Raw genomic sequence first — 12,373 nt, forward strand, 5'->3', positions numbered from 1 at the left:
TGATGGCGTGGTAAAATAAGAATTTGTAAGGCTGACTAAAACCTGTACAATAGACGAGAATATATCCCTTAAGATAATGGATATGCTCACAAAACAGGAGAGATCAATGTTTACTATCGGTGATATTCGCAACATAGCCATACAAATTGAAAGAAACGGCGAAGAAACATACCGCAGGGCCGCAAAAGCGGCCAAAGACCCGCAGGTGGCGGAAGTACTGGCGTGGATGGCAGAGGAGGAGAATCGCCATGCCACGTGGTTTACCAAGCTTAAGTCAAGCAAGCCTTTAACCGCGGAACAGCAGGAGATGGAGTCGGTTGGCCGCTCACTGCTGCAGGAAATGGTGAAAGGAAACACTTTTTTACTGGACGAAAACGAGCTGAAGAACGCCAAGAATGTCGAAGAAGTCCTCGCCAGGTCGATAGCCTTCGAGTTGGATACCATTTTATTCTACGAATTTCTCATCGGCTTTCTCGACGACCAGGAGACCATTGAACAGCTCGGCAGGATTATCAAGGAAGAACGAAACCACATACAACAACTTGAACATCTGGATGCCCCCGCCGGATGTGATTCCTGCGACCCCCTCTCCTGTCGGTAACCGATCTTTACACCTCAAAAAATGGTCAAACCATGCGACAAATAGGATCTCTGCCACAGCTCTTTATCATCCACCTTGTGCTGTTCTGTCTACAAACGCCATCTCTTTGGGCCGCGGATCCCCTGCAATTGACCAAAAGACAGACGGTATATATTCCGGCCTATTCACATATTTATCATGGTAATAAAGAAGCCCCGCTCCTGCTGTCGATTACCCTCAGTATCCGCAACACCGATATGGCCAATTCCCTGACCATCACTGCGGTCAACTACCATGAAACCGAAGGCTTGCTCCTCAAGGAATACCTGAAAGAGCCCATTGTCCTCGGTCCCCTCGGTACGGAGCGTTACATCGTTCCGGAAAGAGACAGCAGCGGCGGTTCCGGGGCAAATTTTATCGTCAAATGGCATTCGGAAAAACCGATAAACCCGCCTATTATCGAATCGATTATGATCAGCACTCAATCACAGCTGGGCATTTCGTTTACCTCAAGGGGCCAGCCGATTTTGCAACAGCATGAATAGCTTCTTCCCGCCCCCGCGTAACAGACCACTGTGGTTTTACAGACTAATAGACTGCTTCTTTTCCCATTCGTCGGCACTTACTAATATTAACATGAGGACATCATGCAGAGTCAGGACTTCGTTCAACAAGTAAAAGCCGGTGGCGTTTCTTACAGCTACTTTGCTATTCGAGACCTTGCCAATCAGGGATTCGGTGCAATAGACCGCCTTCCCTATTCCATCCGCATCCTGGTGGAAAACCTGCTCAGAAAACTTGATGGAAAAATAGTTCAGGAAATGGATCTGCGGGCTATCACCGACTGGCAAAAAAGCTACGCTACCCCGGTTGAAATCCCCTATCACCCTGCCCGTGTGCTGATGCAGGATTTTACCGGGGTTCCGGCCGTAGTCGATCTTGCGGCCATGCGGGATGCCGTCAAAAAACGTGGCGGGGATCCAGCCAAGGTCAATCCCCGGGTACCGGTCGAACTGGTTGCCGACCACTCGGTGCAGATCGATCTCTCCGGAACCAGTCTCAGTTTGACCGGCAATGTCGCCAGAGAGTACGAGCGGAACAGCGAACGGTACTCCCTGTTGAAATGGGCCCAGAAAGGTTTCAACAACTTCAGGGTCGTCCCCCCCAACTCCGGAATCTGTCACCAGGTCAATCTCGAACACCTGGGGCGGGTGATGATCACCGAAACTCGAGGTGATACAACATACGCCTACCCGGATACCGTCGTCGGCCTCGATTCACACACCCCGATGATTAACGGCATCGGCGTCATGGGATGGGGGGTGGGCGGTATCGAAGCGGAAGCGGTCATGCTTGGCCAACCCTATTATATGTCCATCCCGGAGGTCGTCGGCGTGCGGATGACCGGGAAACTGCGGTCCGGTATCACCGCCACGGATCTGGTCCTGACCTTGACGGAACTGCTGAGGAAAAACAAGGTGGTCGAGAAATTTGTCGAATACTTCGGACCTGGGATGCAAAGCCTGTCCATCCCGGACCGGGCAACCATCGCCAACATGACCCCTGAATATGGTGCGACGCTCGGATATTTTCCCATCGACAGCAAAACCATCACCTACCTGCAGCTGACCGGACGCAGCAAACAGGCTGCCGTAACCGAGGCCGTCGCCAGGAAGATCGGGCTCTTTTACAAGGAGCAGGAAGACATCGACTACACCAAAGTTGTCGACTTTGATCTGTCCACCGTCGAGCCGTCGCTCGCCGGACCGGCACGTCCCCAGGACCGCATTCCTCTCAGTGGCATGCAATCGGCTTTTGCCGACATCCTCGGCTGCAACTTCGAACGTGACACCAACCCCATTGCGGTCTCTACTTTCATTGATGAATCCGGCTGTGAAACCAGTCGTGACGATTCCTGCCACGCTATCGCCAAAAGAGATATTGAAATTATTTTCAACGGCAACCCGGTCAAAGTAAGCGACGGCAGTGTGGTTATCGCCGCCATTACCTCCTGCACCAACACGTCAAATCCCCATGTACTCATCGGTGCCGGCTTGATGGCCAGGGAGGCGGTGAAACGTGGCCTGAAAGTGCCCGGCTATGTCAAAACTTCCTTTGCCCCGGGCTCGAAGGTGGTGAGCAATTATCTGGAAAAAACCGGCCTGATGCCCTATTTCGAGGCACTTGGCTTTCACATTGCCGCCTTCGGCTGCACCACCTGCATCGGCAACAGCGGCCCGCTCAACCCGGCCCTGGAAAAGATCATCAAGGAAAAGGACCTGAATGTCGCAGCGGTTCTGTCCGGCAACAGAAACTTTGAGGCTCGCATCCACCAGCAGATCAAATCCAACTTTCTTGCTTCGCCGATGCTGGTTCTGGCCTTTGCCCTCGCCGGCCGGGTGGATATCGACCTGACCAGCCAGCCTTTGTCCATCGACCCGAACGGCCAGGCGGTTTTCCTGAAAGACCTGTGGCCGACAAACGAGGCCATTGAGGCACTGGTGCAGGAACATGTCACCGAGGAAGCCTTCACCCGGGAATACGCCCATATTTTTGATGGCGACGCCTTCTGGCAAGCGTTACAGGTCCCGGAAAGTACTACCTATATTTGGGATGAAAAATCAACCTATATCAAAAACCCACCCTATTTCGACAACTTCACCGATGTACCGAAAGCACCTGAAGACATTGTCGGGGCGAGAAACTTCCTTCTCCTCGGCGACAGCGTTACCACCGACCATATCTCGCCCGCCGGGGCTATCCCGAAGGATTATCCAGCCGGCCGTTACCTGATGGAGCAGGGTATCGAACCGGACAACTTCAATTCCTATGGCTCGAGAAGAGGCAACCACGAGATAATGATGCGCGGCACCTTCGGTAACATCCGCATTAAAAACAAAATGGTCGCCCCCAGGGAAGGCGCCTATACCGTCAAGCTGCCGGAAAATATCGAAATGTATAATTATGATGCCGCCATGAAGTACCTTGAGGAAGGGATTCCCCTCATCGTCCTTGGCGGCAAGGAGTACGGAACCGGCTCTTCACGGGACTGGGCGGCAAAAGGCACCAACCTCCTCGGCATCAAAGCGGTCATTGCCGAATCCTTTGAGCGGATTCATCGCAACAATCTGGTGGGCATGGGGGCTCTGCCGCTGGTTTTCAAAACGGGCGAAAATGTTGTTTCTTTGGGATTGGACGGAACGGAAATATATTCGATCAAGGGACTGGCGGACATCACTCCCGGCAAAGCCTTGCAGGTTACAGCTGTAAAACAGGATGGCAGCACTTTAAAATTCGAGGTTATCGCCCGCCTTGATACCGAGGTTGACGTCACCTATTTCCGGCATGGGGGCATCCTGCCCTATGTCCTGCGCCAGATGATGAAGGAGTAAGGGCCGCCTCCTGGGCAAGGCACTAACAACCTCCCGGCCCCGACAAGCGCAACGCCTGTCGGGACCGGAGGGAGATCACTCGTTACTTTCAAATAATTTTTTCAGCTCAGGTTTACGTTCCAGAACCAGACTTTTTATTTCCCCGGCAAGAGAATGATCAGGATACATTTTTATGAAATCGTAGGCCTTGACGTAATTCCTGTCCACCAGCACCTCGATCATCTTATGCACCTTTGGGTGATCGGGCGCCACATCAAGGATGAAGATGATGGCATTGGGCGTTAATTTTTTGATTTCGGAATCTTTACTGATATTATAGATCCCATTAAAGATACTGCGCACCTGCGGATGGTCCATCTTTTCCTGGAGGAGCAGAATGGCAATATTCGGATCCCTGTCAAACATTGCCTTGATGATTTTTTTGGTAGAGACATTGTCTGGATTGGCGGTGACAAAATCATAGGCATTGGTCAGATTTTTCACAGACAGGGCAGTGGTCAGCTCCTCTGTCAGCGGGTGGTCCGGGATGACTTTGAGCATATGGGCGATAACATCGGATCGCAGCTCTTTGATATAATCCCTTTCAATCGCACGCATCCCCTTGATAATGGACGGGATACCGGCATGACCGGGCATCCGCTCAAGTATCTTTACCGCGCTGGCATAACTCAGTCCCTTCAACGCCTGGCCATTGGTGGCATACATCTGGCCGATGAGAATTTCCGACTGAGGCGCATCGGGATATCGCTCAATGAATTCAAAGGCCCGATCAAAATCCCACCCGGTCAGCTGGCCGGGATTTTTCTTCACGGCATTGAATTCTTCCATCATTCGATGGCTTTCTTCGGGGCGTGTCGACTCCTGTTCGGCCTTACTTTCATTATGCCGTCCCGATATCCTTGTCCGGATCTTGTGAAAAAGTCCACTACTTGATTTTTCAGTCTTCATGTCCTCAATCCACTTCAGATAATTACCTCATCCACAAACTAGCCGATCCGGAGGAGAAGCTCTTCCCCCCGGGATCACCCCGACGTCAATCACTGTATACTACAATCAGAGGTGAGTTGCCAACCACTCTTTGTCCGGCACTCCCTGCGGCTGGACTATTTTATTGAACCTTGACAAACAGACATGCACCGGTCAACATGTCTCGAGTTTTCCGTTTAGTCACAAGCGCTTTTTTTTCCCTCATCGAGCCCTGGAAAAACAACCATGAAAAACAGCAGAGTGTATGATTTACTGCAGACATACGCACAGCAGCGGAGTCGCCCGGATCAATCACTGTACCAGGCCATTCTTTTGCGTGATGCCTGCGAAATTGCCGAAAAAACCGGCTTATCGCTAGGAGCAGTCGAAGGTATCGCCCTGGAAGAAGGGATAGTTCCCGAAAGATACTGCCGCAATCAGAACTCCTTGTCCAATGGCGACCAGCTTCGATTGCTGCGCTCCCATGTGGCGATTATCGGCCTCGGCGGCCTCGGTGGCGCGGTCACGGAAATTCTCGCTCGAATCGGGGTCGGCCGACTCACCCTGGTCGACGGCGACTGTTTTGAGGAAAGTAATCTGAACAGGCAACTTTTGAGCAGCCCTGACGCTCTCGGCCAATCAAAAGCGGCAACAGCCGAGCAGCGTGTCCGGCATATCAATCCGGCGGTCGAGGTGCACGCGGTAGCTGAATTCTTCCGGGCCGACAACGGCCGGGCGATTCTCCGTGACGCCCTGCTGACCATCGACTGCCTTGACTCCATTGCCGACCGTTTTGTCCTTGAAGATGCCTGTAGAGAGGCTGCCATTCCACTTATTTCGGCGGCTATCGGCGGCGGCAGCGGGCAGGCAACGGTGATTTTCCCGGAGGATCCCGGACTACGGAACATCTACGGCCCGGCAAAAAAAGCACAAAAAAGAGGGATGGAGCAGTCGATAGGTACCTTGCCTTTTGCGGCCATGTATATGGCCGCCGTTGAATGTGCGGCGGCGACGACCCTGTTACTCGGCAGACCCTCTGCGCTCAGAAACAGGCTGTTTATGGCCGAGGTAGGCGACCATACAACAGAACTCTTCAGTTTGCCGGGGCTGACTGAAGAGTCTGTGGACTGATCCTGGCAAGGATTTTGTTACTTGACGTCAATATTATAAAAAGGATTGACATAATCTTTTTTCGCTTTAATGGGCTTGGCAAAAACAACATCTTTTACCCCGTAGGTCTCGATGAGCCTTGCCGCTGTTTTCCTGCGCAGCTCCTGGTCGTTTTTCAGGCCGCCTTCAAGATTGCTGAGGGTGACCACCCCGTCCTCGATGTCGACTGTTGCCCGGGGCGAAATGTTGACGATCTTGGCATGGATATTGGCGAGTAAGGTCTTTTTCTGAAGAAGTGCAACTGATTCCGGCGTCGCGTTGAATCTTCCCTTTTCAACCATGGCCGCCAGGACATCGACAACATCGTCGACGGTCATGGTGCCGATATGCAGAACCATGTCATAAAGATTGCAATTCAAGGTGTCTTTCCCATACAGAGACAGACTCCACTTCTGCCGTTCAGCATCATCTTTTTTCAGTGTGTAGCGGGCTTCTTCCGCTGAACAGTTTTCCCGTTTCATCTCTTCTTTGACCCGATCCTCCATACTGGCGATAATCCTCACCTTGAGAACATGCGAGATATCCTGCAGAAAAAAATGGCCGGCCAACCCATGATAAACAATATTATCTTTGCTCATATGACTGAGAAAGGCGGCACGAAAATAACTCATATAGCGTTCTCTGCCATGGCTGTAACGTTCCAGGACAGAAGGGGCATCGTGCAGTGCCTTGACCAGCTTGATTTCGGGAATGGAAAATTCTTCACAGGTTTCCAGCAGAATATCCCGGGAAACGCAGGAATATCCAAGACGTTTGGCCAGAGCTTCCGCTACTTCCTTGCCCCGACTATAGGACCCTCTTGAAATGGTTATAATGGCCACACTGAACTCCCTGTTATGTAATTATTGGTAAATGACGCACGCATTAACGAAAACGATGTATACTACCCCTCGAGAGGAAGATTGTAAAGCTTCCCTCCAAAAAAGGTATCAGTTTAATATTCTGCACTTTTTACACCAAAGTAAACACAAGCATGAATTTTTTATTTGAAAAATTGCAACAGGGCATGCAGCGTTGTCAATGGATGGGGCGGACAGCCGGGAATATAGAGATCCACAGGGATAATGTGGTTCAAATCGCCAAATATCTCAGGGCTGCCGAAAAAGGGTCCACCGGAAATGGAACAGCTTCCCGAGGCAATGACCACCTTCGGCGAAGGAACGGCCTCATAGGTCGAGATAAGCGCCGAGCGCATGTTTTTTGAAATGGGACCGGTAACATGTATGCCGTCCGCGTGGCGCGGAGAGGCGACAAAATCAATGCCGAATCTGGCCAGATCGAAAAAGGGCGTGGCAAGGACGTTGGTGTCCGCTTCACAGGCATTGCATCCACCGGCGGACACCTGGCGCAACTGGAGCGATCGGCCAAAGAGCTTATGGAAATGTTTTTTCCCATGTTCCGCAAGCGCCGGCAAGGATCCATCGGAGATGAGGGCCTCCCGGGTCGCCGTGCCCATGCCGAAATCCTGGCTGAAGGTGACAAAGGCGCCTTCCGATACATTTTCACACCGTCCGCAGAAGGTGCATTTGCCGAGATCGATTTTTCGTTCCGCGCCGAGAATGGCATCCTGTGGGCAGATAGCCTCGCAGAGACTGATAATCGACGGGTCACAGTCACTGTTAATCTTTGGCAGCCCTCGGTATCGCCGGTACAGATTGATCGGTTCTTTCGGGTAGCTGGTGGTCCGGCATCCCTGCTCAATTCTGTTTCTGATGATTTTCAACATATGGTTCTACCTTCGATTTTTAGAGATCAAAGCCGCAATAGGAGAGATTAAAGCTCTTATTACAAAGAGGGAAATCGGAGATCTCCTGATTTCTCAGAGCCATGGCCAGCCCGGTCCAGTTGTGAAAGGACGGATCCTTCACCTTATAGCGGATGATTTTGCCGCTGCCGTCGGTCAAGAGACAGTGCGACACCTCTCCCCGCCAGCCCTCATTGACGGTCACCACGAAGGCATCCGGTTCAAGAGACATTTCATGCATGGTGGTCTTTGAACTGCGTTCCCCCGATCTGTTCAAGAATGTCCTGATCAGATAGATGGAATGAAATATCTCCTCACGACGCACCATGGCCCGGCTGTAGACATCACCATTGACCATTTCGCTTCTATTTGCCGGCAGCGGTTCGTAGGCCTCGGTAGGAAAGGATACCCGCGCATCATATTCAATTCCCGACGCCCTGCCGCAGTAACCGACCAGCCCGAGGTCTTCGGCCATCTGCCTGGCCACCGTGCCGGTGTGTTCAAATCGAGCCTGTACCGTGTGAGCGGTAAAGAGCAGGTCGCAGACATGGCGTATCTCCGGTTCCAACTCTTTCAACTTCTCTTCGATTATTTTCACCTGCTCGACATTCATGATCTTCGACACCCCGCCCGGCAGTACGAGACTTTTACCAAACCGATTACCGGACAGTACCTGTAACAGATTGAGAAACTCCCCGCGGATTCTGCCGAAATAGGCCGCCGGCGGATTAAAGGCGACATCACCGCTCAAGGCGCCAAGATCGCCGATATGGTTGGCAATACGTTCCAGTTCCAGGGCTATCGAGCGGACAAGCCTGGCCCCGGGGTCAACCGACAGGCCGGCCAGAGACTCGAGGGCCTGGCAGCAGCAGAGGTTATGACCGATACTGGTATCCCCGGCAATGCCCTCGCATATAACCGGCAACCGTTTCAACGGCACCTGGGTCAACAGGTTCTCCACCCCGCGGTGCTGATAGCCAAGCTGAATTTCCAGGGAAAACACCTCTTCTCCGGCACACTGAAAACGGAAGTGTCCTGGCTCAATAATACCCGCATGGACCGGGCCAACGGCCACCTCATGGATAGCTTCCCCCTCGACCTGAAAGTACGCATAGTTCCCCGGGATCTCTTGCTGATAATTATTGCCGAAGACATCAGGAACATTACGATAATTCGCATGATAGCGGACCATCTTCAACCAGGGGTGGTTGAGCGGAGTGATGCCGTATTGTTCGGCTATTTCCCGTTCGAACATATGGAATTTTTCACTGCAGGCCATGGTCAGTGACCGAAAATCCTCCCCCACCTCGGTGCTCAGGACATAGAGATCCTTATTGCGTACAACGGCCAGCAGCCGATTTTTTTCACCGTCGACAAAGGCAAAAAACTGGACGACAAAGCCGTTATTGCCGACAAAATCGGCCATTAGTTCGGCAAAACGATAAAAGGGAACGCAGGGGATTGCCGATCGTTTGACCGCTTCGCCATTCTTTATCCGCAGGAGGTTATCCATGGATCGTGCCTCCGATTATTTTGATGGTGTTCATAATGGCAGTATACATGGCACTCGGCATCCAGACACAGAGGGTAATTGAGGCAAGCAGCAAAATATACGGCGGGACGATGCGCAGCACGTTCTCCCGCACCAGGACTTCGTGCTCGCGCACACCAAAAGACATATTCGTGAAAAGCTGCGCGGCGCCGGCCAGCACCAGCAGCATACTGAGCATGAAGAGGACAGCACTGATCGGATGGCCGGTCTGAAAGGCACCGATCAGGATAAACAGCTCGCTGATAAAAATGCCGAACGGCGGCAAGCCGGAAATGCCGACGAAGCCGGCAAAAAAGGACAGAAATGTTTTCGGAAAATATTTAATCAAGCCACCTATTCGATTGACCATTTTGGTGTCAAAACCAAGGTGAATATTGCCGGCGGAGAGGAACAGCGACGACTTGATCAGCGAATGATGAATCATATGCAAAATCGCTCCGTAGAGGGCAAATCCACCGATGCCTACGCCGAAGGCAATGATGCCCATATTCTCGATGCTCGAATAGGCGAGCATGCGCTTGTAATCCGGCTGCCGGAGAATAAAAACTCCAGCGACAAACATCGACAGCAGTCCGAAACCAATGAGGATGTTGCCGGAGAATTCTCCGAGCCCGGCCAGATACATCAGGGTATGCATTTTATAGATGCCGAGGAAGGCACAGTTGAGCAGTGCCCCCGACAACAAGGCAGAAGCCGGACAGGGCGCCTGGCTGTGGGCATCGGGGAGCCAGGTATGCATGGGTGCCAGGCCCATTTTCGTGCCGAAGCCAATGACCACGAAGATAAACCCAACTTTCAGCCACATCGGATCCAGCTGGGTGGCGACCTGATTCAGAAAGGTAAAGCTGAGAGAAATTTCTATCTCAGCAATATCAATGGACAGGGTGACAAAAAAACACCCGAGTAAGGCCAAGGCGATCCCCACCGAACAGATCAGCACATATTTCCAGGTCGCTTCAAGCGCCTCTTTGGAGTGGTGCAGGAAGATAAGCGGCGCACTGACCAGGGTGGTCGCCTCGATGGCTATCCACAGGACAATAGGATGGTCGGCGAGGGTCACCATACTCATTGTGCCGAGAAAAAGCAGCATGCAACCGGGAAATATCGTTCCCTTGTTCAGCCCTGTCTCCTCCATGTAACGCATGGAATAGCAGGCAATGCAGAGAAAGATGAAGGAGGTCAGCAGCAGTACCAGCATCCCCTCAGGGGTCTCTGAAAAAAATCGCTCGGCATAGACCGGCAGCTTGCCGAGCCAGGCCATGATCGTCAGCTGAAAATGAAAAATGGCCGTGACCAGCAGCACTCCCCGCCCGAGATAAGCCGGGACGGCCAGGGTGACCAGACCCGTCAACATCGGCAGTATAAAGATGAGCTCTAACATTTTTTCAGTCCTTTAAGCGATTGAGGAGATCGGTATCTATATCATCAAACGCATGGTTGATGTTGTGCAGAATAATCCCCATGACCATGACCCCGACGAGCAGGTCGAGCAGCAAGCCGAATTCAACCATATAAACGGTGTGGAAATGTTTGATAAGTGCGGTACCTATCAGAAATATGCCGTTTTCCAGCATCAGGTAGCCGATCACCTGGGTTATGGCCTTTTTCCGTCCCATCATCAGAAAGAAGCCGGCTGACATGGTGGTAATGGCCGTTATCAGTATCAGTTCCTGTCCGCTGGGCACGGCGAGATGCAGCCTGTCGGTAATAAAAACCGACAGCAGGATGATTACCAGGCCGGCAAAAAGCGAGGCGTGGTAGCCGATGATCGGTTCTATCTCCCGCTGAATGGCAATACGTTTCAGGGCAACATAGAGCAGTACCGGGATGAGAATGCCTTTTGTCAGGATCATTACCTGAAAAAAGATCAGCCCACCGCTGCCCATACTGCTGTGATGCTCAAGCAGAAGAGGAAGAAGAGAGACGAGAAATCCCTGCACCGCCATGATCTTTATCAGGGTGATGAGCCTGCTGGAGGCCAGTGACCACAACACGGAGAGCAGGATAACCACCATGATCATGTCATTAATATTTTTCATTCAATAAAACCCATGGTTAGAATTGCCGCAAAAACCACCAGGATACTGGAGGCCAGGACAAATTTGGGGACCAGGCTCATCTGGAATCGCGCCATTATCGATTCCACCAGGCCAATGGCGACATAGACCAGCACCAGCACGCCGTAAAAAACCGGCAGATTCATCAAACCGCCGTCCGAGTTGAGCGGACAGACAATCAAGGCAAGAAAGGCCGCATAAAAATACAGCTTATAAAAGGAACCAAGTTCTATCAGGGCCAGATCAGGGCCGCTGTGATCGAGGATCATCACTTCATGAATCATCGTCAGTTCCAGGTGGGTCGCCGGATCATCAACCGGGACCCTTGAGTTCTCGGTAAGCAGCACCATAAACAGCGCAACAATGACCAGGAGCAGCAGGGCTCCTGAAGGACCAATCAGACTGATCGGTGTTGCTCCGGTAAAATATTCGCCAAAACTCAGCGCGCCGGTCATACGGTAAAAGAGGATGAGGATGGCAAAAATAGAGGCTTCGGCCAGGGTGCCGAAAAACGCCTCGCGGGCAGCCCCCATACCCTGAAAGGGCGAGCCGGTGTCAAGGGCTGCAGCGATGGTAAAGAACCGTCCGGTGGCCATGATATAAAACAGCACCAGCACATCCCCATGAAAGGAGAGTACTGGCGCAACGGCCGCCAGCGGGAAGAACAGCAGAATCATGATTCCCCCGGCACAAGAGACAAGCGGGCCGAGTTTGAAGACAAAAGTGGTGGTGGTACTGTATACCGAGCCTTTACGCAGGAGTTTCACCAAGGTGTAATATTTGATCAACAGCGGCGGACCTTTCTTCCCGGCAAAGAGCGCCTTCACCTTTAAAATAATTCCCGGAAATAACGGTGCCGACACAAGAGCTATGCCGATTGATACAAGAGATTCCATATGCATTCCTTTGAAC

General features: G+C 52.0%; 11 protein-coding genes. 4 read left to right on the top strand and 7 right to left on the bottom strand.

Annotated features, from left to right (window positions below):
- The first annotated feature begins 106 nt into the window (after nucleotides 1–106).
- From ACYQ8U_RS00945 to acnA, 3 genes are all read left to right on the top strand, one after another.
- Nucleotides 107–601 carry a ferritin family protein gene (locus ACYQ8U_RS00945; RefSeq protein WP_459943625.1) on the top strand — a complete coding sequence of 165 codons (495 nt, stop codon included), beginning with the start codon at nucleotides 107–109 and terminating at the stop codon, nucleotides 599–601.
- A gap of 32 nt (nucleotides 602–633) precedes the next feature.
- The gene (locus ACYQ8U_RS00950; protein ID WP_459943626.1) at nucleotides 634–1,125 is read left to right on the top strand and encodes a DUF3124 domain-containing protein; all 492 of its coding nucleotides are present in this window, start codon (nucleotides 634–636) and stop codon (nucleotides 1,123–1,125) included.
- A gap of 102 nt (nucleotides 1,126–1,227) precedes the next feature.
- Nucleotides 1,228–3,972 carry an aconitate hydratase AcnA gene (acnA, locus tag ACYQ8U_RS00955; RefSeq protein ID WP_459943627.1) on the top strand — a complete coding sequence of 915 codons (2,745 nt, stop codon included), beginning with the start codon at nucleotides 1,228–1,230 and terminating at the stop codon, nucleotides 3,970–3,972.
- A 75-nt stretch (nucleotides 3,973–4,047) separates the two neighbouring features.
- Here the strand turns inward: acnA and ACYQ8U_RS00960 are convergent, their stop codons facing one another.
- Nucleotides 4,048–4,920, bottom strand: coding sequence for a hypothetical protein (locus ACYQ8U_RS00960; protein WP_459943628.1), 873 nt, complete (start codon nucleotides 4,918–4,920; stop codon nucleotides 4,048–4,050).
- A gap of 264 nt (nucleotides 4,921–5,184) precedes the next feature.
- Between ACYQ8U_RS00960 and ACYQ8U_RS00965 the strand changes: the two genes are divergently transcribed.
- Complete coding sequence (locus ACYQ8U_RS00965) at nucleotides 5,185–6,069, top strand: HesA/MoeB/ThiF family protein (protein ID WP_459943629.1); 885 nt, start codon at nucleotides 5,185–5,187, stop codon at nucleotides 6,067–6,069.
- A 17-nt stretch (nucleotides 6,070–6,086) separates the two neighbouring features.
- Here ACYQ8U_RS00965 and ACYQ8U_RS00970 read toward each other — a convergent pair whose 3' ends face one another.
- The 6 genes from ACYQ8U_RS00970 to ACYQ8U_RS00995 form a co-directional block, all read right to left on the bottom strand.
- Nucleotides 6,087–6,929: a cytidylate kinase-like family protein gene (locus tag ACYQ8U_RS00970; RefSeq protein ID WP_459943630.1), complete on the bottom strand. Its 843-nt coding sequence runs from the start codon at nucleotides 6,927–6,929 to the stop codon at nucleotides 6,087–6,089.
- Between the two features lie 161 nt (nucleotides 6,930–7,090).
- A complete protein-coding gene (locus tag ACYQ8U_RS00975) occupies nucleotides 7,091–7,834 on the bottom strand; it encodes an NADH-quinone oxidoreductase subunit B family protein (RefSeq protein ID WP_459943631.1) in 744 nt (247 codons plus the stop codon).
- Between the two features lie 19 nt (nucleotides 7,835–7,853).
- Nucleotides 7,854–9,365 (bottom strand): hydrogenase large subunit, encoded by a 1,512-nt coding sequence (locus ACYQ8U_RS00980; protein WP_459943632.1) that lies wholly within the window; start codon nucleotides 9,363–9,365, stop codon nucleotides 7,854–7,856.
- Nucleotides 9,358–10,785, bottom strand: a complete 1,428-nt coding sequence (locus ACYQ8U_RS00985; RefSeq protein WP_459943633.1) for a proton-conducting transporter transmembrane domain-containing protein — start codon at nucleotides 10,783–10,785, stop codon at nucleotides 9,358–9,360. The genes ACYQ8U_RS00980 and ACYQ8U_RS00985 overlap by 8 nt, the downstream gene beginning before the upstream one ends.
- Nucleotides 10,786–10,789: 4 nt before the next feature.
- Nucleotides 10,790–11,443 (bottom strand): hydrogenase, encoded by a 654-nt coding sequence (locus ACYQ8U_RS00990; RefSeq protein WP_459943634.1) that lies wholly within the window; start codon nucleotides 11,441–11,443, stop codon nucleotides 10,790–10,792.
- Nucleotides 11,440–12,357 carry a respiratory chain complex I subunit 1 family protein gene (locus ACYQ8U_RS00995; RefSeq protein WP_459943635.1) on the bottom strand — a complete coding sequence of 306 codons (918 nt, stop codon included), beginning with the start codon at nucleotides 12,355–12,357 and terminating at the stop codon, nucleotides 11,440–11,442. The genes ACYQ8U_RS00990 and ACYQ8U_RS00995 overlap by 4 nt, the downstream gene beginning before the upstream one ends.
- Nucleotides 12,358–12,373: the final 16 nt, after the last annotated feature.

It is taken from the genome of Desulfocastanea catecholica (assembly GCF_054657295.1).

Coding starts and splice junctions, on each gene's coding strand:
- ACYQ8U_RS00945 (WP_459943625.1), top strand. CDS start 107: ATGTTTACTATCGGTGATATTCGCAACATAGCCATACAAATTGAAAGA.
- ACYQ8U_RS00950 (WP_459943626.1), top strand. CDS start 634: ATGCGACAAATAGGATCTCTGCCACAGCTCTTTATCATCCACCTTGTG.
- acnA (WP_459943627.1), top strand. CDS start 1,228: ATGCAGAGTCAGGACTTCGTTCAACAAGTAAAAGCCGGTGGCGTTTCT.
- ACYQ8U_RS00960 (WP_459943628.1), bottom strand. CDS start 4,920: ATGAAGACTGAAAAATCAAGTAGTGGACTTTTTCACAAGATCCGGACA.
- ACYQ8U_RS00965 (WP_459943629.1), top strand. CDS start 5,185: ATGAAAAACAGCAGAGTGTATGATTTACTGCAGACATACGCACAGCAG.
- ACYQ8U_RS00975 (WP_459943631.1), bottom strand. CDS start 7,834: ATGTTGAAAATCATCAGAAACAGAATTGAGCAGGGATGCCGGACCACC.
- ACYQ8U_RS00980 (WP_459943632.1), bottom strand. CDS start 9,365: ATGGATAACCTCCTGCGGATAAAGAATGGCGAAGCGGTCAAACGATCG.
- ACYQ8U_RS00985 (WP_459943633.1), bottom strand. CDS start 10,785: ATGTTAGAGCTCATCTTTATACTGCCGATGTTGACGGGTCTGGTCACC.
- ACYQ8U_RS00990 (WP_459943634.1), bottom strand. CDS start 11,443: ATGAAAAATATTAATGACATGATCATGGTGGTTATCCTGCTCTCCGTG.
- ACYQ8U_RS00995 (WP_459943635.1), bottom strand. CDS start 12,357: ATGGAATCTCTTGTATCAATCGGCATAGCTCTTGTGTCGGCACCGTTA.